Raw genomic sequence first — 25,786 nt, 5'->3', positions numbered from 1 at the left:
GATAAAACATGCGGCTTGATGTGAAATCCCTTTCGCGACAGCGTTTGGCATCCTTCCTGTCATAACACAGCGGAGTTAAATTGCTGTATTAGTAACGAGTATATTTTCTTTTTTGTTTAAAAATCATTCAATTGTGCAAAAGTATGATAAGGGGTTCTTAGTTGCTTACGTCGGTTAAATACATTTTTTAGATTGCACATTCGAGCATTAACAGTGGTATGCCATTAGCTTCTGCTTGTTGCATACGTTCGGCCATTTCTGTTGGGCTAAGTCTTGGATGAATTGGGATCAGCTTTTCCGATGTCAATAGAGGTTTGAGTTGATTGCAATCAACGGTGTTATCAATACTAATTGTCTGGGCGTTAAGGGAGAGCAAGCTTGACCAATTGTTAGAATTCACTTGGCTGATTAGCAAACTATCTAGCTGTAGGTTTTTCGAATTAAAATCAGTAACCTTCATATTGTTCAACATAAGTGTTTTAAGGTTATTGTTGTTCAGATTAGAAAGTGAAGTGAGCGTGCCACCTTTTAAGCTAAGGGTGTCAAGGTGACTAAAGGCGTTGAGGTCGTCCAATGCCACCATATCGGTGGGATTAAACTGGCAATTCAGCAAGCTGAGTTCTTGGCTTTGTTGAATCGCGAGCAGTTTCGCCTGTTGTTGAATACAGTTTCCCAGTGGCTTGTTGCTAAATTTTAGGGCTGAAATGGGCTGTGAAATCTCACTTGTGGTCTCTGTTTGAGGCCCGTCAAAGGTGCCAAAATCTTGCTCTGGTTTTTCTTGGATAAGCCCAGGCTCGTCTATCTCACCGAATTGGGAGATCTCTTCAGTATTATTCTCTGACATATAGTCGGGTGCAGTAGGCGGAATCACTCCTTGTTCGGCTGCAAATGTACTGATAAAGGCATTGGCTATTGCATCTCCTTTCTCGCCGCTGAGCTCCTCAACCAAGGCTGATGAATCATCGCCTAAAACACAGATCCGAAATCGATGAAATAGACTCGTTAGGGTATTGACCCGTGCCTGGCTGATATTCATGTCCATTAACGCAGGGAAGGCATCGCCTAGATTTTGGATATTAGAGTAAGTGTTAAGCCTATCTGCGTAGGCAGTTAGTTCTTTGATTTGCGAGTTAAAATCAGCCATTAGCTGCGGTTGATGGCATTGGCTTGTATGCGGAACTTGCTGCTGTAATTCTTTAAAATACTTAAGGTATTCATCCGCTAATGTGAGCTGTTGCTTTGCTTTAATTGCCAGACGTTGAGGTATACCTTCCTTTAAAACGGCTACAGCATCGCCTTGGTGACGCTCTAGCGCATCGTCAATTTTGTCCTCTGGCGCGGTTTCCCCTAATACAATTGCTTGCTTTAGCAGTGGTGCTGTTTTGCTGTCAAACCTTGCCAATGCTAGATCTCTATCCTGTGCTGCGCTCGCAGGAAAGATACTCCAGACAAGTAAGCCATATAGGACGATGAAAGAGAAAAACCTGGGGAAGTGGGCAGAAGGCATAATAAACTTCCTTGTGATGAAAACGAATTTTAGCCAACAGCTTGGCTAGCGAGACTGACAGGTATAATGGCTGACGTTTTTTGGTCAGCCATTTTTGCGTCTAGAGTCCATCTCCTCAATCACGCTAAAGTATTAACTTGTGTTAGGTACCGTTTGGTTAAAACGGGAGATTATCTTCGAAATACCATTTACCAGCAGCTTCAAACAGAATGCAGCTCACACCACCAGTTAGTTCTCTTCCATTAGGTTTTACAAAATCGAAGCTATAGTTCAATTCCACCATTTGTGTCATATCGGGATATTGGCCTATGTTTTCTTTACTGGGTTTACGAAAGCTTGATTTTTGAGGTAAAAAAACCATTTTGTCTAAAGGAACTTGTCCAATATCTTCCCGCTGATAACCATTGATGCTAAGCATGGCCATCTTCTTCGCTAACTTACCCTCATTCCATGTCTGTAACATGGGATGAAACTCTTTAATCATGTCATCCATTTTGTTATCGCGAATATCCTGCATCATTTTGTCACAACGGGGTTTAAGCTCGGCAATTAATTCAGCAGGTAACTCTGAACCATTGGCGTACATGGGGAATATCGCTGCAAGCCCTAGCAGTAGAGATATAGGTTTACCGAGTTTAAATAGGTAGAGTTTCTGTAATTTCATGTGAGTTCCAATATAAAGAGTGTTATGCCACAGGGTTGAGACCCGTATTGCTGACTTATATTTCGTAAGAAATACGCGATTTCTTCTCTGTTTGTCATCGCTGTGCTGTTACAAACAGGGGGAGGTATTTCAGTCATTGAGAATAATCGCATCGCGTTACTGCATTAGCTTGCGAGTGCGTAATGGTTCTAATGGGTATCTCATCATTTCGGGTAGTTATCTCGCTATAACGTATTGAGTAATTTGTTCACTGCATCGCCTGCCGCTGCGACCCTCTGAAAAAAAGGCGGTTGATTAAACGTTTCGGGTTGTGTGATGTGGCTACGAATATACTCTTCGAGTTGTTTAACTTCGGGTAGAGATTGGGTTTGTACAAAGAATGATTGATAGTCAGGGATGAAAGTTGTGCTTTTAATGCCGCCAAATTGCCAAGCACGTGATACCGCTGTAGTTGCATAATCAACAGTGATTTCAGACTGACCATAATAGACGGCATTAAGTATTTGTTGATCGCCTAAGAATACCAATATTTGGTCGTACCCTTTGTTGGAGACTGGTAGTAGTAACTCTTTTTGAACACTAAAAAAGAGAGGATCTTCATTATCACTGCCCATTGATAGCGCTGATAAGGTCGACGCGTTGAGAGATACATCAGAGGCTATTTTTAGTAACACTGAGCTACCTACTTGTACATTAAGGGTATTGCTCTTGCCGTAGGTATTTTTGACATATAACTCTCCCGAAACAGCGCTATTGGGAATATCAAAAATTAATTCACTTGGGTTGATTGAGCGGGGCGTAATTTCCTGTCCAAGGAAAACCACTTTAGTCTGTTCATTAAAGCGGCTGCCTCTCAGTAATATTTCACTGCCTGGTTTAGTACGGAGAGTTGTTTGCTCGAGTATTATGGGGATATTTTCATTACGATAAAGGATATCAATGCCATTGGCGCTGATTAGATTTGAGGCAACAAAATACATTTGGGTTGCGTCCTCTGGCAAAATGAAATCCACACTTGCATCTTGATTGACTTTGACTGGCATATTAATTGGTTCACCAGACTTACGGGCAAATACAAGTAAACCGTCACTCAGGCCATCACCCAATATTCGATGTTTTTTATTCGCAATTAAAACGTCTTTTATTGGGGTCTGTCCATCATGTAGATAATAGATAGTTCTAATTTCTTTATAATTTTCAGATGGGTAGGCCGCAGATCTTACTCGTGAATGAGGTTCTATATCATTGATATCTAAAATAAGATCATCGTCGTCATCGAGATCGATGAAATCAGCCAGTGCATCGCCATCAAAATTGAGCGGAGATTGACTATCCTTACCTACTTCCATGGCATCCAATACCGAGTTTCCATCGGCATCAAGGTCAGCAAACGCTGCTAATCCGTCATTATCTAAGTCAGTCGCACCCTCCAAGCCATCTTTTATTCCATCTGCATCAGTATCATCATCGAGCCAGTTGGGTAAGCCATCTCCATCGACGTCATGCAGCATCAGATTGTCAGATTGAAATACATAGAACTCTTCCCCGTCATAAATACCATCATTATCAGTATCCTGAGAATAAGCTTCAAAACCGAAGGCTGGTTCTATTGCGTCATCAATGGCATCTACGTCATTATCAAAAAATGCCGCTATCTTGTAGTTAAAATCAGGCCTGCCGCGGAAAAGTTTGTCATTGATTACCAGATAATAAACGCCTGATGTCCTCGGTTTTACTTGGATTGCGCGCTTATATTTTCCGACAGACTGATAGTTTGGTGCCCATGCAAGGATAGCTAGTCCCTCGCTATCTAACACTGCCATACCTGGTGAGAAATCATGGCTCGGGGAAGATAATAAAAACGTGACTGATTTGCCTGCCTCTAGTTTTATCTGGTAAAAATCGAGATCATTGACTTGTTGCACGACCCCAGAAATACGCGATGGGATTTGTTGGACATGATTTGCAACATCTTGATTATTATTGAACTCTTCTTCAGTAACTAAGGCGTACTGACTTTTATATTTATCAAACGGATAATCATCCAATTCGTCGGGCACGCCATCACCATCTTCATCTTTATTTTCCCAAGTGCCATGGTGTTCTGTGGGCGTGACAGTTGTTGCTTGTGCAAATAGCGGCAGGGCTAGAAAGGTGATTAAGGATAGCGCAAGGGCTGAGTGGGGTAGTCGCAAAATAAACATCCTTGTGATGAAGCAGCTCTTGGTGAAGAGAGTGATTAAGTGATTGACATCAATGTCAGTCTGTCGTTTTTTTAGTCAGCTATTTTTGCGTCTAGAGTTCATCTCCTCAATCACGCTAAAGTATTAACTTTCTGACCAGAATATGTCGTTAGTCATCAGTGCGTTATTCATCTTGCCCCTTCCCGGTTTTAATCACTCAGTAATGGAATTGCACAAAACTGTGATAGTGCCTGCCCCAGCTTTTTTATTTGGTGCAAGTCACCATATTGAAATTTCAATGGTTCAATTTGAGTATCCATCACTATCAACAAATCATACCCATGGGGCTGGCCGAGACGTTGCTGTATTTGAAATGCTGCAATGTGGTTGATGGGGATGACTTGTTGGGTTAGCGGGTAGAGTGAACTGACGTTAATGGTGATTAGTTGTCGTTCGAGATCAAACTGAATACGCCTGCGAGCAAATAGTAGATGCCAACTGAGAAGTGCAAGGAACGACCAGATAGTCACTTCGGCATAGGACCAATGCTCAAAACCTAGCGTGTTAAATAAGGTGAGTGAAGCGACTAGGCTTGCAAAAATCCAGCGTCCAATGGTTTGCGCTCGAGTTTTAGTCATGATTGCTATGGTCGGTGAGAGTTGTTTAAAGTGCATCGCTATAGGTTTCCAATAAACTTCATCACAAAGCCAAACACCATAATAAATGGCAGCGGATAAAACAGCTTAAGTATTAACTTAGGGGACCAAAGTGGTTCGATATCTGCCGAAAGCGGACGATGAGCAGGGTTGCCATTCTCTTTAACGTCAGTCGCCTGTGCGCTATATCCATCGACTGTGTTGATGGTGTCGACCTCTTGCGCGATAGGTTTATCCTGAAAATTTAGCGAGAGTGACGCGATAAGTTGTTCATTTGATGAGAGTAAATCTAGCTCACGGATATTGGGAAATTGGGTGATTTGCTCTTTGGCAGGAAGATTAAATGTCTGTGCAAAGAACATCATAGCTTGAGTGGTATCGGTTAAACTGCCGATGGGGTACACAAGATTGTGCAACTTAAGCTCGTATTGGTTTCTGTTATAACTATCGTGGCGCAGTAGTAACTCGGTAGATTTCAGCGGGGCTAGGTAGGCTTTTTTGAAGTAATAACCCAAAAATTTTGATTGTACAAAGCGTTGCTGACTTGGATTATCGAGCACTAAATGCTGCTTGAGCGCCCAGAGAATGAGCACTACGGGTAGCAATAATGCCACTACAAACTGGTAAAAAGTCTGCTCACCGCCGTCGAGGGTGATCGCCATGATAAGAGATGCCGAAAGTGGCAATAGCGCCAATAATGCTAACCCTCGACGAACATAATGACCCTTAGTTGCAAGGCGAAGCTGTTCAGGTAATCCATCAGGATTGATAAACCTTTGGGCCTTTTTAGATAATTGCGAATACTGCATTACTACCTTGCCTTTATGTCGTTGGCTGTTTTAGGTCACTTACGGCAATTTGGAGAGGAACCAACCTTTTGGTGTTTCGACAAATTTGCAACTGACCGAGGCTTGATTATTGGGGCTGGTGATCAGCAGTTTAACTCTTGCTTCTTGGATAGCGCCTTTTTGCCGTTTAAATTCGTCTGCTGTGCTATAGCTCACGCCTTTGGGAGTAATTTCATCCATGGTTCGGTCAACATACCAACGCTTGTGGGAGCGTTGCAAAATCTCGCCCGCATATTCCTGTTCTTTTTGAGTTGGTGCGTACGGCATAAGAGCGATAAAGGCCGCTAGGTCTTGGGTCTTAATAAAATCGAAAGTGCCTAAGCAGCGTTGGGTTAATTCATCGTCTAATTTTTGATTTGTCGTTGCTTGCACAACAAATAGCGGCATAAATAAAAGGGCGATTATGCATAGAGCACGGGCAGAGTGGGGTAGTCGCAAAATAAACATCCTTGTGATGAAGCGCCTCTTGGCGAAGTGAGTGATTAAGTGATTGACAACTAGACCTGTTTACCTGTTTGTTCGTCAGTTATTTTTGCGTCTAGAGTCCATCTCCTCAATCACGCTAAAGTATTAACTTAACAACTAGAATAAGCCATTGTTCAACAATGCTTATTCATCCTGCCAAATCCCTACCTAAGTTGGTGGGCATAACGCTAAATAGCGTAACTTTATAGTAGAGTCATTAGTCGATTTGGTTTCTGTTAAATCTACAGAAAATACTCTTTAAACAGCAAGCCTGTTACCGCCACTAAGGCGACTAAGGGAAAAGCGACGAATATGCTGCGAGCGACAATGGTTAATGAATGTCGACGCTTTTGCAGCGTGATTGGGTAGTCGAAGTAGACAAGCAGGTAAAGCAGGGGCTTAATCGGAAAGTAGAGGCTCTTTAAGCTGATTGATTTGTCCGATTGCAGCGTGATGATTAGCTCACTGACATCATAGGTGGTGCGCAGGTCGCGCGTGCTGGGCCAAAATCGAACGCAGATTTGCTTTATGTCTTGTCGCTGAATTTCTATCGGGCCAGCTTTGGTCTCGATAAGATGACTGCCGGGGATATTGAGTCGTTTGGCGTTAATCTGACAGACATGCTCTTTCACCCGACCATAAATGCTATCGATGAATAGCTTTTTGAGCATCAGACTACCCAAGATGGTACCTATACTCAGCGCCAACCAGATTTCAGGGAGCATGAGTTGGGGATTGATAAAGGGTAAGATGGCCAATGCCAGCGGCCCAATGAAAAAGAGCATCTCTAAAGGCAAGGGAAGTGGGTAGAGTAGCCTTGATGACTTAAGGCGAATGTCACTGTCGCTAGTGAGTTGATTTTTCCCTTTGAAATCGGTGGTGCCAAACCAGGGAGTGTCGTCAAGGGATAGTTTTTCCATGCTTGTCAGGTTCCTTTTAAATTGAGGGGCTAGTGATTGCCGCTATTTGAGCAGATTTAATCATGTCCCATTGCCATCAGCATCTCGATCTAAAAAATTTGGAATAGTGTCATTATCTAAATCATTACTTCCCTCAAATTTATCGCTAAATCCGTCGCCATCAGAGTCAGAATCTAACCAATTTGGAATAGAGTCGTTATCAATATCTATACTTTTATTCATAGTGCCGAAGATAAACTCGAGTCCATCTAAAATTTTATCTTTGTCCATATCATTTTCTAGCAGGTCAGAACCCACTGCTCGTTCTTTCATATCATCAAATGAATCAACATCAGTATCGTTAAAAAATACAATTTCGTAGGAAAGATCTGGCCCACCTGAAAAGTTTTCATCAATTAAACTTAATTGATATGTACCCGGGTCATATATTGGAAAGCTTACTACGTAGATATTCGGTTTTGCGTATTGATATAAAAAGATGTCATTAATAACAAGACCATCTTCATTTGAAATATACACTTGTGGTTTAAATCGAGCTGATGACGTTTTGAAGACAGCTGTGTATTGTTTAAGCTCGGTTGTTACAAACTTAAACAGATCTCCTTTGTCCAATTCAGAGCTTATAACCCCTCGTACTATGACCCCTTGATCTATTTTGATTGGTGTGGCCACTGATGGATTGTCATTTGGTTCCTGCTCTATAAATACTGGATATTTATTTCTGCTTGAATCAAACGGATAATCATCCAATTCGTCGGGCACGCCATCACCATCTTCATCTTTATTTTCCCAAGTGCCATGATGTTCTGTGGGCGTGACAGTTGTTGCTTGTGTAAATAGCGGCATAAATAAAAGGGCGATTATGGATAGAGCACGGGCAGAGTGGGGTAGTCGCAAAATAAACATCCTTGTGATGAAGCGGCTCTTGGCGAAAAGAGTGATTAAGTGATTGACATCTATATCAGTCTGTCGTGTCTTCGACAGCTATTTTTGCCTGTACAATCCATCGCCTCAATCACGCTAAAGTATTAAATTATTTAATATTTGTTATTGCGCGATCCGTTTAGTGTTACTTTTCGCAGCAGTATTTCTATGGAGGGTAAATATTGATGCGTGTTTCTAAGCGGAGTTATTTAGCGGGGTTATTGGCTATGTCGACGAGCCTGTTGCCTTTATCGTTAATGGCGGCGGATGAGGGATTATTTACGCCTTTTCCTACGGCGAAATTAAAGGATGAATTGACGCGCCATTATGCTGAATATCCCTTTATTATCAGCGCGGGTGAACAAAGGTCTGACTATCGTTTTAAGGCTATCTTCGGTCAGGTCCATCAGCAAAAATACAAATTAGCGCCCGAATACAGCCCTGCGCATATTCTCGATAATTACCGTGAACAGATTAAAAAGCTTGGTGGCGAAGTCCTATTCGAGTGTCTGCTTGAGGCATGTGGTGATTCTCGCCTATTGCGAGAGAAAATTGCCCTGTTGGATGGCGTTATTGGTGTTGAAAGTGGTTACTTGTTTGCTCGAGTGAAGAATGAGCAAAAAGAGTTTTATAACGCCATACAAGCGGCAGTTATGGATGATTCTGCGGGTCTTCATATTACGACGCTCGAGGTGATCCCAGAGCCGTTAGATTTAGTCACGGTTAATGCTGCATTTTTACAGCAGGCGCCTAAGCAAATCGAGTTTAAAGATAATCAAAAGAAGGATACGAATGGCGCCGAGGATCATCCGCTTATCAGCCGCTTAAAGGGAAGCTATATCCAGGACTTTAAACGCCAAGGCTTTGCGAGCACAGTATTTGTGTCTTCAATGGATGCAAGCAATAAGCCTGTGCTGGTGGAGCGTGCGGGTAAGTTGACTCAAAATGGCTATTCAATACCAAAGGAATATTCGGGCTACGAGGTGTTCACTAACTATAAGGTGGCATTGACTAAACTCGGATTCGAGTCGCAATTTGAGTGTCAGGGAAAGGCCTGTGGTAGGGAGGACAGGTTTATCAGAGCTATCGATTCTCTAGTGAATATCGGTAATGAAGACAGCCAGTTTTATGCTTGGTATACCTTAACGCGCCCCGAGGGGAATGTGCATGTGAGCACTTATACCATAGGTTATATCGGCGGGTTATGGACCGACTTGCGGGTGCTAGAGGAGACTGAGCTTAAGGATGACCGCGTGGGGATCAATCTTGAGGCGCTGACCGACCAAATTGAAGCCAAGGGGCATGTCGCCTTAGAAGGGCTGTTATTTGAGTACGATAGCGACAAGTTATTGCCCGAGGCGCAGCCCGTTGTCGAGGTGCTTGCGAGTTACTTAAAGGCAAATCCTAAGCGTGCATTTTATGTAGTGGGTCATACCGATGACAAAGGTAATCAAGCCTATAACCAAGGTTTATCCCAACGCCGCGCGGTGGCGATTGTGAAGTTATTGACCACGAGTCATGGTATTCAAACTCAACAATTGGAAGCCGTAGGGATAGGTGAACATGCTCCCGTTGCTAGTAACAGTGATGAGGCGGGGCAGCAGCAGAATCGCCGTGTGGAGTTAGTATTAAGATCGGATACTAAGTAAGCCCAATCGTTTGACTCCATATAAATAAAAATGGCGTCAGCGCTTATCGAGTTGGCGCCATTTTGTTTATTAACATTCACTCAAAACCGAATGTGTTAGCTTAGCAATCGTCTCTTAAGGCATTGCTGGGAAAGTGAATGAGCTACCGATACCCAATGGCAGGCCTATTGCCCAATATGCCAATAAGAAAGCGCTCCAAAGCAGGAGAAAACTGATTGAAAACGGCAACATCAATGCCACTAGAGTGCCAATGCCTGATTCCTTAACGTATTTTTGGCAAAACACCACAATCAAGGGAAAGTAAGGCATCAGTGGGGTAATGATATTGGTCGACGAGTCGCCCACGCGGTAAGCGGCTTGAGTCAAATCGGGTGATACGCCCAGCTCCATTAACATAGGCACCATAATGGCACCAATCAAAGCCCATTTGGCCGACGCCGAGCCGACTAATAGATTGACGAACGCCGTGAGAAACACAATTCCCACCAAAGTCACGCCCATAGGAAGGGCTAATTCTTTCAACGCCAACGCGCCTTTAATCGCCATTAATGCGCCTAAATTGGATTGACCAAAGGCATAAATAAACTGAGCGCAGAAAAAGGCCATAACGATGTAATAACCCATACCACTCATGGACTTACTCATGCCTTGAATAATGGCTCTGTGGTTATTCGCCGTGCCCGCAACATAGCCATAGACTATGCCTGGCACGAGGAAGAACACAAAAATAATCGCCACAATGGAGCGCATCAAGGGAGCCGAGGAACTGGTTAGCGCGCCATCGGTACCACGCCAGGCAGAGTTGTCACCATAGGCAGTAAACACTAGCCCTAAGGCACATAACAACATGGCGCCCATGGCGAATTTAAGCCCACGGCGCTCATGGGGCGCCAGCTCATCAAGCGTTGGCAGCGTGCTGGGATCACCATTCACTGCGGTGTTTTTTAGGCGCGGCTCAATCACTTTATCCGTTAAGAACCAGCCAACTAAGATGATTAATACGGCTGAGGCCGACGTAAAGAAGATATTATTCAGTGGGTTAATCGTCAATGTGGCGGCTGCGGGATCGGCCGATAATCTTGCCGCTGCCTGAGTTAAGCCCGCTAACATAGGGTCAAGACTCGAAGGCACGCCCACGGTCGCAGAAAAACCGCCGGATACGCCCGCGAAAGCGGCGGCAATACCGGCTAGGGGATGGCGACCCGCGGCATAGAAGATCACCGCGCCGAGCGGGATAACCAGTACATAACCCGCATCAACCGCGACATGGCTCAGGATACCCACGGCGATCAATACTGGGGTGAGTAACATCTTGGGGGTAACAGATAAAATCGAGCGCAGCCCAGCATTGATAAAACCAGTATGTTCTGCCACGCCAAGCCCCAACATAGCAACCAGCACGACACCCAGCGGCGGAAAAGTCACAAAGGTGGAGACTATTGTCGAGGTAAAGGCTGTCAGTGCCCCGCCTTCGAGCATATTGACGACTTGAATGGGGTTGCCAGTACGAGGGTCGATTTCATCAAAACTGACACCCGATAATCCCCAGGAGATCAGCCAGACTAAGCCCAGAAACATCGCAAATAACACCGCCGGATCGGGCAGTTTATTGCCGACGACTTCGACGCCATTGAGAAATCGCTGGAATCCAGTGACAGGTTTATGGTTTTCCATTTGGGTGTCGCTTCCTAAAAAATGATGATTGTTATCGATGATTATAAAAACGCAGCATTAATTTAAGCTTGGTTTAACTAATCGATAAGAAATAAAACACATAAAAATCTACGCAGTGACCTTAGTGCGGCAGGCTCTTAGCCATCAAATCAACAGGCAAATAAAAAGCGCGGATTCATTACTGAATCCGCGCTTGTTTACTCAACAATGTGTTTGGTTACATTATCTGAATGAATCCGCTATGTACTTATGCCTTTGGGCCAGCGTTACGGATAGCATCTGACACTTGGTACTTAGCGAAGTTCTTAGTGAAGGCTTCAGCCAGTTTTTGAGCGTATTCGGCATACAGAGCCTTATCGCTCCAAGTGTTCACTGGGTTGAGTAGGTTAGTGTCTACACCCGGTACCGCCACAGGCACGGCAAGATTCAGCGTCTCTAAGTGTACGGTTTCGACGTTTTTCAGTTCACCGCTAACAATCGCATCGACAATCGCGCGAGTTGTTGGGATGTCGAAACGTTTACCAATACCGTGTGGGCCGCCAGTCCAGCCAGTGTTCACTAAGTACACTTGGCTACCGAATGACTCGATACGCTTCATCAACAGCTCTGCATACACGCCCGCAGGACGTGGGAAGAAAGGTGCGCCGAAGCAGGTAGAGAAGGTTGACTGAATTGCAGACGTTGAACCGATTTCAGTCGAGCCGACTTTAGCGGTGTAACCCGAGAGGAAGTGGTAAGCCGCTTGCTCTTTGCTCAGGATAGAAACCGGTGGCAACACGCCAGACACGTCGCAGGTTAAGAACACAACAGCGTGCGGCTCGGCGCCACGGTTGTCTTCTTTACGCTGAGCGATATGCTCGAGTGGGTAAGCCGCACGGGTGTTTTCTGTCAGGCTGCTGTCTTTGTAGTTAGGCACGCGGTGCTCGTCCATTACTACGTTTTCCAGCACAGTACCGAAGCGAATCGCATCCCAAATCACTGGCTCGTTCTTTTGGCTCAGGTCGATACACTTGGCGTAGCAGCCGCCTTCGATGTTGAATACGCCGCCCGGTGCCCAGCCGTGCTCATCGTCACCGATCAGGAAGCGTTTTGGATCCGCAGACAGGGTGGTTTTACCCGTGCCTGACAGACCGAAGAATAGGGTAGTGTCGCCGTCTTTACCTACGTTAGCCGAGCAGTGCATTGGCAATACGCCTTGGGCTGGCAGCAGGAAGTTTTGTACAGAGAACATCGACTTCTTCATTTCGCCAGCGTATTTCAGGCCCGCTAGCAACACTTTGCGCTCGGCAAAGTTTAAGATCACCGCCGCATCTGAATTGGTGCCATCACGCTCAGGTACACAGACGAAGTCTGGCGCGTTGATGATTTGCCATACAGGCTTATCTTGACGGTTAAATTCTTCTGGGATGATAAAAAGGTTGCGGGCGAACAGTTGGTGCCAAGCGTATTGAGTCGTCACGCGCACTGGCTGGTAATGTTCAGGGTCTGCACCGACTTCGAGGTCAGATACAAACAACTCTTTATCGGCGAGGAATGCTTCTACACGCGCCCATAATCCTTCAAAAGCACCGGGTTCAAATGCTTGGTTGACGGGTCCCCATTCGATGTCAGCCGCAGAACTGGGTTCTTTAACAATAAAACGATCGCCAGGAGAGCGACCTGTACGGGTACCGGTTTTGGCAACCAGTGCACCATTGGCGGTTAATTCACCTTCGCCGCGTAGCAGGGCAAATTCGACCAGTTGTGCTGTTGAGGGGTTGTAATGAACGCGGTTTAATCCATCCGCCATAGTGAGGTCTCCATTGACTTGTATTTGTAAGGTTATTTTTTTATCGATCGTCTGCCGATTTTGCTTTTATTTATCGCCCGAGGCGTGCTAGGGGACAAAGTGTGCCGATTGTATCCTATCCGTGGGTAAAGTGTGAGCTGGATCATTGAGGCGGTACAAAAAAGGGCACCAGAGGTGCCCTTCTAACAGTCAATTTTGACTTACTGCTGGGTATTTGAAGCTGTGCCATTGGCATAAATTGATGCGATATCAATACCATCGAATACGTACTTGGCATTGCAGTATTCACAACCCATTTCGACCTTACCGTCTTCGGCCAGAATGGCTTCGACTTCGGCTTGATCAATGGTTTTGATCGCGGCTGCGCTGCGCTCACGTGAGCAAGTGCATTTAAAGCTGACTTCGATAGGATCGAACAGACGCACTTCTTCTTGGTGATATAAGCGGTGCAATACGTCCTGTGCATCTAAGGTGAATAACTCTTCCGCCTTGATGGTCGCGGTCAGCTGACATAAATGCTCAAAGTCGGCATTGTGATCTTCTTGGCTAGGTAAAATTTGCAAGAACATGCCTGCTGCTTGTTTACCGTCGGCAAATAACCACAGTGCAGTAGGTAATTGCTCTGATTGGTTAAAGTAGTCTTCAACACAGGCAGCTAAGGTTGGCTTGTCGAGGGCGACCACGCCTTGGTAACGCTCGCCTTCATCGGGTGTTAGGGTGATAACCATATAACCTTGGCCAAAGAGATCGGCAAGGCTGGCATCGTCAGCTAACTCTCCTTCCCAGCGGGCAATACCGCGTAATTGCTGTTGGTTATTACCATTGATTACCGCCAGCGATACTGGGCCGTTACCTTGTAGTTGCACGCTGATATCGCCACTGAATTTTAAGGTGGCAGTTAATAAAGAGGTTGCCGCCAGTAATTCACCGAGCAGAATTTGCAGCACGGGTGGGTAGGCGTGTGAGCCAATCACCTGTTGATAGCTGTCTTGTAATTGTACGAGTTCACCACGCACATCGGCATTGTCGAACAAGTAACGGTTTAAAATATCTTGGGTCATCTTGTGTCTCACTGTTAGGTAACTTTTACGTAATTCTTAGTATTCTTTAAAACGGATAAGCGCTCGTCGTTGCTTTTTATCCGGTTTATGCTCGGGCGCAGGATTATTGAGAATATTCAATCGTCTTGCTTCGGCGTTTACCGCCCGTTTAGCCGCACTGGCTGCGGTTTCTTCGTATAATTCCTGCGCAATTGATGCACTTTGGCGCACTTCAGATAATTTTTTTATAACGATCTCTTTATCGTCATATCCCTGTCGTATCTTAAGGACGGCACCTATCTCGGCATTCTTACTAGATTTGGTGCGCGCACCGTTGTAATGTACTTTGCCGCCGTTGATCATTTCTTTGGCAATGGCTCGAGTTTTATAAAAACGTGCGGCCCATAACCACTTATCGAGTCGAACGCTGCCACTGTCGCTTGAACTTTGTGTCATAGTGTCTCCAAGATAAAAGATCGATGAGTTCACATGCTGAGTAATAAATTGCCTAAGTCGCATTGCGATGATGTTAAAGGGTGGTGCGCTTCACACCCTTTTTAGGCGGGCAAAGTTAGCATAAATGGCCAATTTTCGCCAATTGCAATACTGTTATGGGGTTGTTGCCAAATGCGGCCTAGGTTAGCATGTGGCGAACATAATAATTTTTATAATCAGAACAGAGACCTGTATTGAGGGTCCACATAAATATGGATTTATTAGATAAAGTTATCGCAAAAGCTGCAGGTATTCCGCATAAGCCATTGAGTCAGATTGTTTTCTGGTGTGGTTTTATTCTGAGTTTACTCTTAGCCGCGCAAATTACATGGAAACTTGTACCTAGTTCATCTTCTCCAACTGCTTGGTCTCCTACGGCTGTCACAACGACGGGTAAGGGGGCCGGACAAGTCGATCTTGCTGGATTACAGCAGCTTGCGCTTTTCGGTAAAGTCGATGCCAAAGCGGATAAACCTAAAGTGGAAGTGGTTGAGACTGTGACCGATGCGCCTAAGACATCATTATCTATTCAATTAACGGGTGTAGTGGCTTCGACCGCTGATCAAAAAGGCCTCGCGATTATCGAGTCCAGCGGCAGCCAAGAAACCTACAGCCTAGGCGATAAGATTAAAGGCACTTCGGCGTCGCTAAAAGAAGTCTATGCCGACCGGATTATCATCACTAACGCAGGCCGTTACGAGACCCTGATGCTCGATGGTCTGGTTTACACCAGCCAAAGCCCTGCGAATCAGCAATTACAAAAAGCTAAGAGTGAAAAGGCCGAAGTGGTTAGCCGCGTCGATCAACGCAAAAATACTGAAATCTCCCAAGAGCTGGCCGAATCCCGCAGCGAACTCTTAGCCGACCCCAGCAAAATTACCGATTACATCGCGATTTCTCCTGTCAGACAGGGCGAAAGCGTAGTGGGCTATCGTCTAAACCCAGGTAAAGATGTGAACCTTTTTAAGCAAGCGGGCTTTAAACCCAATGACCTTGCTAAATCGATTAATGGTTACGACCTGACTGTGATGAGTCAGGCGTTAGAAATGATGAGTCAATTGCCTGAATTAACTGAAGTTTCTGTTATGGTTGAGCGGGAAGGACAATTGGTTGAAATCATGTTTAGTTTGCCGCAATAACACGCGTTAGAGGAAAGTAAAATAATGAATAACAAACGGATTCGACGCAAACTGATTGCTGGAGTTGTGGCTGGCGCCACTATGCTGACCTCGCAATTTGTTTGGTCTGAACAATATGCGGCCAACTTTAAAGGCACTGATATCCAAGAATTTATCAACATTGTTGGTAAAAACCTGAATAAAACCATCATTGTTGACCCGACCATTCGCGGCAAGATCAACGTGCGCAGTTACGATCTGCTCAACGATGAGCAGTATTACCAATTCTTCCTCAACGTGCTGCAAGTATACGGTTATGCCATCGTCGAGATGGAAAACAACGTCATCAAGGTTATCAAAGACAAAGACGCGAAAACCGCGGCTATTCGTGTTGCCAACGACAACGACCCAGGTTTAGGCGATGAAATGGTCACTCGCATCGTGGCGTTGTATAACACCGAAGCCAAGCAATTAGCGCCGTTATTACGTCAGCTAAACGATAACGCTGGTGGCGGTAACGTAGTGAACTACGATCCTTCAAACGTGTTGATGCTATCTGGCCGCGCCGCGGTAGTTAACAAGTTAGTTGAAATTGTTCGCCGTGTAGATAAGCAGGGCGATACCTCGGTACAAGTGGTGCCACTCGAATACGCATCTGCGGGAGAAATGGTGCGAATTATCGATACCCTTTACCGCGCGACCGCTAACCAAGCACAGCTCCCTGGGCAAGCGCCCAAGGTGGTTGCCGACGAGCGTATTAACGCCGTGGTGGTCAGTGGTGATGAAAAGAGCCGCCAACGCGTGGTTGAGCTTATCCACCGCCTCGATGCGGAGCAAGCCAGCACGGGCAATACTAAGGTACGTTATTTACGCTACGCCAAGGCCGAAGACTTAGTTGAAGTACTGACCGGATTTGCGCAAAAGCTTGAGGGCGAAAAAGATCCGAGTGCTCAAGCCGGAGGTAGTGGCAAACGCCGTAATGAAATCAACATTATGGCCCACACTGATACCAACGCCTTAGTGATCAGTGCTGAGCCAGACCAAATGCGCACTATTGAAAGCGTGATCAACCAACTCGATATTCGCCGCGCCCAAGTATTAGTAGAAGCCATTATCGTGGAAGTCGCTGAAGGCGATAACGTCGGCTTTGGCGTGCAATGGGCCGCTAAAGCGGGCGGTGGAACTCAGTTTAATAACTTAGGCCCAACGATTGGTGAAATTGGCGCTGGTATTTGGCAGGCACAAGATAAAGAAGGGACTTATATTACCAACCCTAGTACGGGGGAAGTGATCGGTAAAAACCCAGATACTAAAGGCGATGTTACTTTACTCGCCCAAGCCTTAGGTAAAGTGAATGGTATGGCGTGGGGCGTGGCCATGGGCGACTTTGGCGCCCTAGTTCAAGCTGTGTCGGCCGATACCAACTCAAACGTACTGGCAACACCTTCGATTACGACGTTGGATAACCAAGAAGCCTCGTTTATCGTCGGTGACGAAGTGCCGATTCTGACGGGTTCTACCGCCAGCTCAAACAACAGTAACCCATTCCAAACCGTTGAACGGAAAGAGGTTGGGGTGAAGTTAAAAGTGGTGCCTCAGATCAACGAAGGCAACGCGGTTAAGCTTGCGATTGAGCAAGAAGTCTCGGGCGTAAACGGTAACACGGGTGTAGATATCTCCTTCGCGACTCGCCGTTTAACCACCACTGTAATGGCCGACTCAGGACAAATCGTGGTGCTCGGTGGTTTGATTAACGAAGAAGTCCAAGAAAGCGTGCAGAAAGTGCCATTCCTCGGTGATATTCCGGTACTTGGCCATCTATTCAAGTCGTCTTCTAGTAAGAAGACCAAAAAGAACCTGATGATCTTTATCAAGCCCACCATTATCCGTGATGGTGTGACTATGGAAGGTATTGCAGGCCGTAAATACAATTATTTCAGAGCATTACAACTTGAGCAGCAAGAGCGTGGCGTGAACTTAATGCCGAATACTCAAGTGCCAATCTTGGAAGAATGGAATCAGTCTGAGTACGTGCCACCGGAAGTAAACGATATTTTGGATCGTTACAAAGAAGGTAAAGGTCTAGAAACTCAGATGCGTAAAACGGACTCGACCCTCAAGTCGCTGGATGAAAACAAGAACAAAGACAAAACACAATGAGTGAAATACAAGTAACCCAAGTCGAGGATTTAAGCCTAGTTTCTAACGAACTAGGTCTTGAAGCCGAAGGTGATGAGGTATTTCGCTCTAGCAGCAAAGAGCGTTTACCCTTTGCCTTTGCCCACCGCCATGAAGTGATTTTAGCCTATGGCGATGATGGCGCCTTGAACCTGTTTTATACCGCCCAAACCCCATTAGCGGCCATGCTCGAAGCGCGCCGCTACTCGGGCGCGGATTTGCCGTTGGTATTGCTCGAACCGGGCAAGTTTGAGGCGAAATTAACTCAGGCCTATCAAGCCAACTCCTCCGAAGCGCAGCAGCTGATGGAAGACATTGGCAACGAGATGGATTTATTCACCCTCGCCGAAGAACTGCCGCAAACCGAAGATCTACTGGAAGGCGATGACGATGCGCCTATTATCAAGCTGATTAACGCCTTGTTATCTGAAGCGATTAAAGAAGAAGCCTCGGATATCCATATCGAAACCTACGAGAAGCAGTTGGTCGTGCGTTTCCGTATCGACGGTGTGTTGAAGGAAGTGCTTAAGCCGAACCGTAAGCTGTCATCCTTGTTGGTGTCGCGGATTAAGGTCATGGCGCGTCTCGATATCGCCGAGAAACGTGTACCACAAGACGGCCGTATTTCGCTGCGGATTGCGGGTCGTGCGGTGGACGTGCGGGTATCGACCATGCCATCAAGCCATGGCGAGCGTGTGGTGCTGCGTCTGTTAGATAAAAATGCTGGCAATTTGGACTTAAAACAACTGGGGATGACCGACAGTATCCGTGCCCAGTTCGATGAGCTTATCCGTCGTCCACACGGCATTATTCTGGTGACAGGCCCTACAGGTTCGGGTAAGAGTACCACGCTGTACGCGGGTCTTACAGAAATTAACTCTAAAGATACCAATATCTTAACCGTTGAAGACCCCATCGAATATGAGTTAGAAGGCATTGGTCAAACCCAAGTGAACACTAAGGCGGACATGACCTTTGCCCGTGGTCTTCGGGCGATTCTGCGTCAAGACCCGGATGTAGTGATGATCGGGGAAATCCGTGACCTAGAAACCGCCCAAATTGCGGTACAGGCATCTTTGACCGGTCACTTAGTGATTTCCACCCTGCATACCAACACGGCCTCGGGCGCGATTACCCGTTTGCAGGACATGGGCGTAGAGCCTTTCTTAGTCTCATCGAGTTTGCTCGGGGTATTAGCCCAGCGCTTAATCCGTACACTTTGTCCAAAATGTAAAACAGAGCATGTGCCCGATGAGCGTGAGCGCGAGCTGCTTGGTATTACTGCAGATGATCAGCGCCATATTTACCGCGCCAATGGCTGTAAGGCCTGCGGTAACAGCGGCTACCGTGGTCGTACGGGTATCCATGAGTTGTTGCTGGTCGATGATAATGTGCGCGAGCTTATTCATGGTGGACGTGGCGAACTGGCGATTGAGAAATATATCCGCCAGTCGGTGCCAAGCATCCGCCACGATGGCATGAGCAAGGTGCTCTCAGGTATCACCACTCTGGAAGAAGTCCTAAGGGTGACCCGCGAGGAGTAAGCTATGCCAGCATTTGAATATAAGGCGCTGGACGCCAAGGGAAAACAGCTTAAAGGGGTGATTGAGGCGGATACCGCCAGACATGCCCGTAGTCAGCTGCGTGACCAACGCTTGATGCCGCTGGACATTCTGCCGGTCACCGAAAAGGAGGCTAAGGCGAAAGGTGCGGGATTCTCGCCCTTTAAACGCGGGATTTCGGTGGCGGAATTAGCGCTGATCACCCGTCAAATCGCCACACTGGTCGCGGCGGGTTTACCGATTGAGGAATGTCTCAAGGCTGTGGGCCAGCAATGTGAGAAGGCGCGTCTCGCCAGCATGATCATGGCAGTGCGCTCCCGCGTGGTGGAAGGCTATAGTCTGGCCGACTCTCTTGCCGAATTTCCGCATATTTTCGATGACTTGTACCGCGCTATGGTGGCTTCGGGTGAAAAATCGGGTCACTTGGAAGTAGTACTAAACCGCTTAGCCGACTACACCGAACGTCGTCAGCAGCTTAAGTCGAAACTGCAACAGGCGATGATTTATCCCATTATGCTAACGATAGTGGCCATTGGGGTGGTATCAGTGTTATTGGCTGCCGTGGTGCCAAAAGTGGTTGGCCAATTTGAGCATATGGGCGCTGAGTTACCCGCGACGACCCGCTTCTTAATTGCCGCCTCGGACTTTGTCCAACACTATGGCCTGCTTGTTATCTTGGCGATCGGTATTCTGCTGGTAGTTTTCCAGCGTCTACTCAAGTCACCGATTTTCAAGATGAAATACCATACGTTTTTGCTGAAAATGCCGGTGATTGGTCGAGTGAGTAAAGGACTCAATACCGCACGTTTTGCCCGTACCTTAAGTATTTTATCTGCCAGTTCGGTGCCTTTGTTAGATGGGATGCGCATTGCAAGTGAAGTGTTGCAAAATGTGCGGGTACGGGCTGCGGTAGATGATGCAACGGCGCGCGTACGGGAAGGAACTAGCCTAAGTACAGCGTTGACTAATACTAAGCTATTCCCAGCGATGATGTTATATATGATCGCCTCGGGGGAGAAGAGTGGTCAGCTCGAAGACATGCTCGAGCGTGCTGCGGATAACCAGGATAGGGAGTTCGAGAGTAATGTTACACTTGCCCTCGGGATTTTCGAACCCATGTTAGTGGTAAGTATGGCGGGGGTTGTTCTTTTTATCGTGATGGCTATTCTGCAGCCAATCTTGGCACTGAACAATTTGATTAGTGGCTAGTTTTTAAATTTATGGATTATTGCCTTGCAGTTATCAAACTGAGAATGGCACAGGTTTTTTAGGAGATGTAGTCGATGCAAATGAACAAAAAACACAAGGGTTTTACCTTACTCGAAGTGATGGTGGTAATCGTTATCCTCGGTATTTTGGCGTCTATGGTGGTGCCAAACCTGATGGGTAACAAAGATAAAGCCGACCAACAGAAAGCGGTATCTGACATAGTAGCGCTCGAAAACGCCTTAGATATGTACAAGTTAGATAACGGTGTTTATCCAACGACCGAACAAGGTTTAGAAGCCTTAGTGCAAAAACCAACGATTTCACCCGAGCCACGTAACTACCGTGAAGAAGGCTATGTGAAGCGTTTACCACAGGATCCATGGCGTAATAACTACTTACTGTTAAGCCCTGGCGAAAACAGCAAGTTAGATATCTTTAGTGCAGGCCCAGATGGTCAACCAGGTACCGAGGATGATATCGGTAACTGGAACTTACAGAACTTCCAATAAGATGTTAACGCTGCGCCACGCCGGCTTCACCTTGATGGAGGTGATGCTGGTGATTTTGTTAATGGGACTCACCGCCGCGGCGGTGACTATGTCTATTGGCAATTCAGGTCCACAACAGGCACTGGAAAAAAACGCGCAGCAATTTATCGCCGCCACAGAATTAGTGCTGGATGAAACCGTATTAAGCGGTCAATTTATCGGTATCGTGGTGGAAAAAACCGGCTATCAGTTTGTTTATTATAAAGATGGTAAATGGCATCCATTGGAGAAGGACAGAATTCTGTCTGAAAAACAAATGGAGCCCGGCGTCGTGTTGAACCTAGTGCTCGACGGTTTACCCTTAGTGCAGGAGGATGAGAAGGACGAGTCGTGGTTCGACGAGCCCTTAATCGAGCCTTCTGCGGAAGATAAGAAAAAGCATCCAGAGCCGCAGATTTTGCTATTGCCGAGCGGTGAAATGAGCGCTTTCGAGCTGAGCTTTATGACTAAGACCGACAAAGGGCCACTCGATGTGTTAGTCGTAGGCGATGCCCTTGGCCGTTTAACCCTAGGGCGACCTGATGAAATACGCTAAGGGGATGACCCTACTCGAAGTCATTGTGGCCTTGGCGGTATTTGCCATTGCCGCCGTCTCTATAACCAAAAGCTTGGGTGAGCAGATGGCGAACATGCCGATTCTGGAGTCGCGCACCCTTGCCCAATGGGTGGCTGATAACCAAATGGTGGATGCCAGACTTGATCCGCAATTTCCCGAATTAGGCAAAAAAGAAGGGCAAGTAGAACTCGCGGGTAAGGATTGGTACTGGCGAAAGGAAGTGGTGAAAACCACCGACGATAACTTTCGTATGATCCGCATTAGTGTCAGTGAAGATGAGCGTTATCAGCGTATTGCAGCACAAGTGAGCAGTTATGTCCTTAAAACAAACTAAGGCTCATAAGGGATTTACCCTCCTGGAAATGCTGATCGCGATTGCGATTTTTGCCATGTTAGGTTTAGCCGCCAATGCGGTGCTGAGTACTGTGTTGACCAACGATGAAGTGACCCGTAACTTCTCGGTGCGTTTAAAGGCACTGCAGCAGGGCTTTGGCGCCATTGAACGCGACCTTGGGCAGATGGTGGCGCGTACCCCCAGATTACTCGAAGGCGGCCGTGGTACCACAGTGTTCCAAACGGGTAACGATATTTTAGATTCGGAGTCAGAGGCCCTAGTGTTCTACCGCTTAGGCTGGCTTAACCCCGACGGCTTATTGCCCCGTGGCAGCATTCAGTCGGTTGCTTACGTGGTACGAGAAGGAAAATTAGAGCGTTGGTACTTTCCGTATCCCGAGCCAGAATTTGGCGCCGAGCCAATGAAGACAGTGATTATTGATAAGGTGCTCTCGGTGGAGTATTCCTTCTTTATGGAGGACAAATGGGAACGCAAGGTCGAGGCGACCAAGTTACCCAAAGCCATCGCAATGGAAATTGAGATTGAAGGCTTAGGCAAAATTCAGCGTAAGTTTATGTTGCCCTTGGGCGCGGCGGCGCCAGAGAAATCCAATGATGAGGACAACAAAGACGACAACGCCGATGACAATAAAGACGACAACGGCGACCAAGACAGTAATGGCGATGGCTCGGGCAACGGGGAAGAAGACCCCGGCAAAGGTGACCCTGAAAATGAGGATGGCGCATGATAAGGCGAAATCCTGCTAAACAACGTGGCGTCGCGCTGATTGTGGTGTTGCTGATCGTGGCCATGGTGGTGATTATCGCCACCAATATTACCAGCCGAAATCAGTTGTCGATGCGCCGCACCTTAAACTTAGCCCAGTACGATCAGGCCTATTGGTATGCGATTTCTGCCGAAGAGCTGGCGAAGAAGATCCTCAAGCAAGACTTGGACGATTCGGAAGGCCGGGTACACAAACAACAATATTGGGCCATGAGCGACGTGGTGTTTCCGGCGGAATATGGTGAGATTGCAGGTAAGATCACCGATATGCGTTCGTGTTTTAACTTAAATGCTTTGTCCGTCACCACAAAAGATGTGGAAAATGGTCAACCTAAATTGCCGTTGGCGGCAAAGCAATACAAAGCGTTATTAGTGAGTTTAGGGATGGATGATTTTACCGCAGATCATTTAACTCAAACCCTAAAGGATTATATCGACGAGGACACAGTCGCTAGCCCATATGGCGCTGAAGACGCCGAGTACGAGGCGCGAAATGTGCCATATCGCGCCGCGAATACCCTGATGAATCACAGGAGTGAGCTGCGAGCGGTGATAGGTTACACCCAAGATATTTATCTGAAATTATTGCCTTATATTTGCGTCATTCCAGGGAATGACAGACAACTGTTAAACGTGAACACCATAGAGGTCGAGCAAGCGGCGCTGCTGGCGGCCATGCTGGATAATCAGATATCGGTTGGTGAGGCCGAAAGCATTATCAACCAACGCCCCGGCGATGGTTTTGCCAAGATCGATGATTTTTATGAATCCTCCTCAATGGGGTCGATTAAGTGGGAAGATGCGATGAAGTCCAGTTTTGTGGTGGACAGTCAGTACTTCCTCCTCGCCTCGGGCGCTAAGGTCGACAACGCCATTTTTAGGATGGAGAGCGTGCTCAAAAAGGGCAGCGGTAACAAAATGGATGTGCTCACCCGTCAGTTTGGTGGACAAAAATAATAGCAAACAAGCTCAATCTTTTAAGATGGAAGCTGGTGGAGAAAAACTGTGAGTGAACGGCTATTTATTCGCTTAGGCAGAACCGCAGAGCAGGCATGCTCTTGGCTGGTTTGGTCCGAACAAGAACAAGAAATTATCGCCTCTGGTGAACTTGCCAACGCCCAAGGTTTATCAACCTTAACCGAGCGCGCGGGAAATCGGCCTATCGATGTATTGGTGCCAGCCTCCGCCATGACGCTCACCAGCGTGAATCTGCCCGAAAAAGGTCAACGCCAAGCCTTAAAAGCCCTGCCTTTTATGCTGGAAGAAACCATCGCCGATGATGTGGATGCGATGCACTTTACCGTTGGCCCACGCAATGGCGATGCCCTCAGTGTGGTGGCCGTTGCCCATGAACAAATGCAAACTTGGCTCAGCTGTTTGGCCGAAGCGGGTTTAAAAGTGAAGCGTATCGTGCCCGATTGCCTCGCCTTGCCATTGCAGGAATGCCAATGGGCGGCCATGCGTTTTGGTAACGAGTTATTACTGCGTACAGGATTAGGAACCGGCCACAGTCTGCCTTTACCTTGGCTGCCAGTAGCGATGCAGCAACTGACGGCGCAGGCCGACGAAGTGTCGGTTGCCAGTTACACTGAGATGGAACTGGACGGCGTTGAGCTTAAGCCACAACCGCTCGATTTACCTATGTTGGTACTGGCGCGTGGCATCTTACATGCGCCCATCAACTTACTCACGGGTGTGTATACGCCGAAGCGTGAATACAGTAAGCATCTGTTGCAATGGAAAAATGCCGCAATCGTGTTAGGTGTTGCCATTGTCTTGTCCTTAGTGAATAAGGGCTTAACTATTCATCAGGTGAATGGTCAGATTGCCGATTTGAAGGCGCAGAGTGAAGCCATTTACCAACAAGTGGTGCCGGGGAATTCACGCATCGTGAATTTACGTTCGCAGATGGAAAGCCAACTGCGCGCACTCCAAGGGCAAGGTAGTGGTGCTGAGTTTTTTGCGATGCTCGATGGTTTACAGGATGCCTTTAAACAAGTGCCCGAGCTGAAACCAAACACCCTAAGATTTGAGAGCGCCCGTAATGAAATCCGTATGCAAGTCACGGCCAAGAATTACGCGCAAATTGAGAAGTTTAAAGAGATTGTCGGCCGTCGTTTCCAAATGGATGGCGGTACGATGAACAGCGGTGAAGATCAGGTCACCAGTACCTTAACCTTGAGGAGCAAATAAGATGGATAATTTGCGGACTTGGTGGCAAGGGCTTGCATCGCGCGAGCAGCAAATCGTCGGATTCGGCGCCGTTTTCTTAGTGATCGGCGTGTTTTACTGGGGCATCTGGACACCCATTGCCAATGCCGAAGCCAATGCACTGCGCAACCTAACGGCGCAGCAGCAGACCCTGACCTATGTAAAGCAAACGGCGAATAAAATCGCTGGCTTAAAGCAAAGCGGCGCTAAGCCGACAATGTCAGGCAGCTTAAGCTCGGTCGTTAACCAAACGGCGGGCACTTACGGATTAGTGATCACTCGCATGCAGCCCCAGGGCGATAAAATCCAAGTGTGGATGGATGATGTGCCATTCGATGCCTTACTCAATTATTTGAGTGACTTAGTGCAGAAAAAAGGCCTATCACTTGAGAGTGTTGATTTGGCAGAGGCCGACGCGCCTGGCTATGTCAAAGTAAGACGTATCCAACTAGCGCAATAGGTTAAGGTGT

The 25,786-nt window shown here is 46.8% G+C and carries 24 protein-coding genes; 12 read left to right on the top strand and 12 right to left on the bottom strand.

Annotation, left to right across the window (positions count from 1 at the left end; genetic code table 11):
- Positions 1 to 187: 187 nt before the first annotated feature.
- The 8 genes from SHD_RS05825 to SHD_RS05790 form a co-directional block, all read right to left on the bottom strand.
- Complete coding sequence (locus SHD_RS05825; RefSeq protein WP_152526552.1) at positions 188 to 1,402, bottom strand: hypothetical protein; 1,215 nt, start codon at positions 1,400 to 1,402, stop codon at positions 188 to 190.
- 262 nt (positions 1,403 to 1,664) lie between these two features.
- Complete coding sequence (locus tag SHD_RS05820; RefSeq protein ID WP_023266244.1) at positions 1,665 to 2,171, bottom strand: hypothetical protein; 507 nt, start codon at positions 2,169 to 2,171, stop codon at positions 1,665 to 1,667.
- A gap of 224 nt (positions 2,172 to 2,395) precedes the next feature.
- Positions 2,396 to 4,366, bottom strand: coding sequence for an IPT/TIG domain-containing protein (locus SHD_RS05815; RefSeq protein ID WP_039977654.1), 1,971 nt, complete (start codon positions 4,364 to 4,366; stop codon positions 2,396 to 2,398).
- A gap of 197 nt (positions 4,367 to 4,563) precedes the next feature.
- Positions 4,564 to 5,028 carry a hypothetical protein gene (locus tag SHD_RS05810; RefSeq protein ID WP_023266242.1) on the bottom strand — a complete coding sequence of 155 codons (465 nt, stop codon included), beginning with the start codon at positions 5,026 to 5,028 and terminating at the stop codon, positions 4,564 to 4,566.
- A 2-nt stretch (positions 5,029 to 5,030) separates the two neighbouring features.
- Positions 5,031 to 5,819: a hypothetical protein gene (locus SHD_RS05805; RefSeq protein WP_023266241.1), complete on the bottom strand. Its 789-nt coding sequence runs from the start codon at positions 5,817 to 5,819 to the stop codon at positions 5,031 to 5,033.
- 39 nt (positions 5,820 to 5,858) lie between these two features.
- The gene (locus SHD_RS05800) at positions 5,859 to 6,296 is read right to left on the bottom strand and encodes a hypothetical protein (RefSeq protein WP_152526551.1); all 438 of its coding nucleotides are present in this window, start codon (positions 6,294 to 6,296) and stop codon (positions 5,859 to 5,861) included.
- Positions 6,297 to 6,565: 269 nt separating this feature from the next.
- On the bottom strand, positions 6,566 to 7,243 hold the full coding sequence (locus tag SHD_RS05795; protein WP_023266239.1) for a hypothetical protein: 678 nt from the start codon (positions 7,241 to 7,243) through the stop codon (positions 6,566 to 6,568).
- Positions 7,244 to 7,303: 60 nt separating this feature from the next.
- Positions 7,304 to 8,140, bottom strand: coding sequence for a hypothetical protein (locus SHD_RS05790; protein ID WP_052030974.1), 837 nt, complete (start codon positions 8,138 to 8,140; stop codon positions 7,304 to 7,306).
- A gap of 212 nt (positions 8,141 to 8,352) precedes the next feature.
- Here SHD_RS05790 and SHD_RS05785 point away from each other — a divergent pair, with 212 nt between their 5' ends.
- Positions 8,353 to 9,816, top strand: a complete 1,464-nt coding sequence (locus tag SHD_RS05785) for an OmpA family protein (RefSeq protein ID WP_023266237.1) — start codon at positions 8,353 to 8,355, stop codon at positions 9,814 to 9,816.
- Positions 9,817 to 9,930: 114 nt separating this feature from the next.
- Here the strand turns inward: SHD_RS05785 and SHD_RS05780 are convergent, their stop codons facing one another.
- The 4 genes from SHD_RS05780 to hslR all read right to left on the bottom strand — a co-directional run bounded on the left by SHD_RS05780 (position 9,931) and on the right by hslR (position 14,775).
- The gene (locus tag SHD_RS05780; protein WP_023266236.1) at positions 9,931 to 11,490 is read right to left on the bottom strand and encodes an AbgT family transporter; all 1,560 of its coding nucleotides are present in this window, start codon (positions 11,488 to 11,490) and stop codon (positions 9,931 to 9,933) included.
- A gap of 247 nt (positions 11,491 to 11,737) precedes the next feature.
- A complete protein-coding gene (locus SHD_RS05775; protein ID WP_023266235.1) occupies positions 11,738 to 13,279 on the bottom strand; it encodes a phosphoenolpyruvate carboxykinase in 1,542 nt (513 codons plus the stop codon).
- A gap of 200 nt (positions 13,280 to 13,479) precedes the next feature.
- Entirely contained in the window at positions 13,480 to 14,340 is an 861-nt protein-coding gene (gene hslO, locus SHD_RS05770) for an Hsp33 family molecular chaperone HslO (protein WP_023266234.1), read from the bottom strand.
- Between the two features lie 36 nt (positions 14,341 to 14,376).
- On the bottom strand, positions 14,377 to 14,775 hold the full coding sequence (hslR, locus tag SHD_RS05765) for a ribosome-associated heat shock protein Hsp15 (RefSeq protein WP_023266233.1): 399 nt from the start codon (positions 14,773 to 14,775) through the stop codon (positions 14,377 to 14,379).
- A gap of 251 nt (positions 14,776 to 15,026) precedes the next feature.
- Between hslR and gspC the strand changes: the two genes are divergently transcribed.
- The 11 genes from gspC (at position 15,027) to SHD_RS05710 (ending at position 25,776) form a co-directional block, all read left to right on the top strand.
- On the top strand, positions 15,027 to 15,953 hold the full coding sequence (gene gspC, locus SHD_RS05760; protein ID WP_023266232.1) for a type II secretion system protein GspC: 927 nt from the start codon (positions 15,027 to 15,029) through the stop codon (positions 15,951 to 15,953).
- 24 nt (positions 15,954 to 15,977) lie between these two features.
- A complete protein-coding gene (gspD, locus tag SHD_RS05755) occupies positions 15,978 to 18,092 on the top strand; it encodes a type II secretion system secretin GspD (protein ID WP_023266231.1) in 2,115 nt (704 codons plus the stop codon).
- Positions 18,089 to 19,654: a type II secretion system ATPase GspE gene (gene gspE / locus SHD_RS05750; RefSeq protein WP_023266230.1), complete on the top strand. Its 1,566-nt coding sequence runs from the start codon at positions 18,089 to 18,091 to the stop codon at positions 19,652 to 19,654. Before gspD ends, gspE begins: the two co-directional genes overlap by 4 nt.
- 3 nt (positions 19,655 to 19,657) lie before the next feature.
- Entirely contained in the window at positions 19,658 to 20,881 is a 1,224-nt protein-coding gene (gene gspF / locus SHD_RS05745; protein WP_023266229.1) for a type II secretion system inner membrane protein GspF, read from the top strand.
- 74 nt (positions 20,882 to 20,955) lie between these two features.
- Positions 20,956 to 21,390: a type II secretion system major pseudopilin GspG gene (gene gspG / locus SHD_RS05740; RefSeq protein ID WP_011715426.1), complete on the top strand. Its 435-nt coding sequence runs from the start codon at positions 20,956 to 20,958 to the stop codon at positions 21,388 to 21,390.
- Position 21,391: 1 nt separating this feature from the next.
- Positions 21,392 to 21,964, top strand: a complete 573-nt coding sequence (gene gspH, locus SHD_RS05735; RefSeq protein WP_023266228.1) for a type II secretion system minor pseudopilin GspH — start codon at positions 21,392 to 21,394, stop codon at positions 21,962 to 21,964.
- Positions 21,951 to 22,319, top strand: a complete 369-nt coding sequence (gene gspI / locus SHD_RS05730) for a type II secretion system minor pseudopilin GspI (protein ID WP_011715428.1) — start codon at positions 21,951 to 21,953, stop codon at positions 22,317 to 22,319. The genes gspH and gspI overlap by 14 nt, the downstream gene beginning before the upstream one ends.
- Positions 22,300 to 23,067: a type II secretion system minor pseudopilin GspJ gene (gene gspJ, locus SHD_RS05725; RefSeq protein ID WP_023266227.1), complete on the top strand. Its 768-nt coding sequence runs from the start codon at positions 22,300 to 22,302 to the stop codon at positions 23,065 to 23,067. The genes gspI and gspJ overlap by 20 nt, the downstream gene beginning before the upstream one ends.
- The gene (gspK, locus tag SHD_RS05720) at positions 23,064 to 24,062 is read left to right on the top strand and encodes a type II secretion system minor pseudopilin GspK (protein ID WP_023266226.1); all 999 of its coding nucleotides are present in this window, start codon (positions 23,064 to 23,066) and stop codon (positions 24,060 to 24,062) included. Before gspJ ends, gspK begins: the two co-directional genes overlap by 4 nt.
- A gap of 48 nt (positions 24,063 to 24,110) precedes the next feature.
- Positions 24,111 to 25,298 (top strand): type II secretion system protein GspL, encoded by a 1,188-nt coding sequence (gspL, locus tag SHD_RS05715; protein WP_023266225.1) that lies wholly within the window; start codon positions 24,111 to 24,113, stop codon positions 25,296 to 25,298.
- Between the two features lies 1 nt (position 25,299).
- Positions 25,300 to 25,776, top strand: coding sequence for a type II secretion system protein M (locus tag SHD_RS05710; protein ID WP_011715431.1), 477 nt, complete (start codon positions 25,300 to 25,302; stop codon positions 25,774 to 25,776).
- Positions 25,777 to 25,786: the final 10 nt, after the last annotated feature.

The organism is Shewanella decolorationis S12 (genome assembly GCF_000485795.1).
Classification (GTDB): Bacteria; Pseudomonadota; Gammaproteobacteria; order Enterobacterales; family Shewanellaceae; genus Shewanella; species Shewanella decolorationis.
Note: the sequence above shows the minus strand (reverse complement) of the source record. Positions and strands in the feature narration are given on the sequence as shown.

Bases quoted from the DNA above. Each gene is read 5' to 3' on its own strand.
- hslO (WP_023266234.1), bottom strand. From the start codon at position 14,340: ATGACCCAAGATATTTTAAACCGTTACTTGTTCGACAATGCCGATGTG.
- SHD_RS05820 (WP_023266244.1), bottom strand. From the start codon at position 2,171: ATGAAATTACAGAAACTCTACCTATTTAAACTCGGTAAACCTATATCT.
- SHD_RS05780 (WP_023266236.1), bottom strand. From the start codon at position 11,490: ATGGAAAACCATAAACCTGTCACTGGATTCCAGCGATTTCTCAATGGC.
- gspK (WP_023266226.1), top strand. From the start codon at position 23,064: ATGATAAGGCGAAATCCTGCTAAACAACGTGGCGTCGCGCTGATTGTG.
- gspC (WP_023266232.1), top strand. From the start codon at position 15,027: ATGGATTTATTAGATAAAGTTATCGCAAAAGCTGCAGGTATTCCGCAT.
- hslR (WP_023266233.1), bottom strand. From the start codon at position 14,775: ATGACACAAAGTTCAAGCGACAGTGGCAGCGTTCGACTCGATAAGTGG.
- SHD_RS05775 (WP_023266235.1), bottom strand. From the start codon at position 13,279: ATGGCGGATGGATTAAACCGCGTTCATTACAACCCCTCAACAGCACAA.
- gspE (WP_023266230.1), top strand. From the start codon at position 18,089: ATGAGTGAAATACAAGTAACCCAAGTCGAGGATTTAAGCCTAGTTTCT.
- gspD (WP_023266231.1), top strand. From the start codon at position 15,978: ATGAATAACAAACGGATTCGACGCAAACTGATTGCTGGAGTTGTGGCT.
- SHD_RS05710 (WP_011715431.1), top strand. From the start codon at position 25,300: ATGGATAATTTGCGGACTTGGTGGCAAGGGCTTGCATCGCGCGAGCAG.
- gspG (WP_011715426.1), top strand. From the start codon at position 20,956: ATGCAAATGAACAAAAAACACAAGGGTTTTACCTTACTCGAAGTGATG.
- SHD_RS05805 (WP_023266241.1), bottom strand. From the start codon at position 5,819: ATGCAGTATTCGCAATTATCTAAAAAGGCCCAAAGGTTTATCAATCCT.
- gspI (WP_011715428.1), top strand. From the start codon at position 21,951: ATGAAATACGCTAAGGGGATGACCCTACTCGAAGTCATTGTGGCCTTG.
- SHD_RS05785 (WP_023266237.1), top strand. From the start codon at position 8,353: ATGCGTGTTTCTAAGCGGAGTTATTTAGCGGGGTTATTGGCTATGTCG.
- SHD_RS05795 (WP_023266239.1), bottom strand. From the start codon at position 7,243: ATGGAAAAACTATCCCTTGACGACACTCCCTGGTTTGGCACCACCGAT.
- SHD_RS05810 (WP_023266242.1), bottom strand. From the start codon at position 5,028: ATGCACTTTAAACAACTCTCACCGACCATAGCAATCATGACTAAAACT.
- gspF (WP_023266229.1), top strand. From the start codon at position 19,658: ATGCCAGCATTTGAATATAAGGCGCTGGACGCCAAGGGAAAACAGCTT.
- gspH (WP_023266228.1), top strand. From the start codon at position 21,392: ATGTTAACGCTGCGCCACGCCGGCTTCACCTTGATGGAGGTGATGCTG.
- gspJ (WP_023266227.1), top strand. From the start codon at position 22,300: ATGTCCTTAAAACAAACTAAGGCTCATAAGGGATTTACCCTCCTGGAA.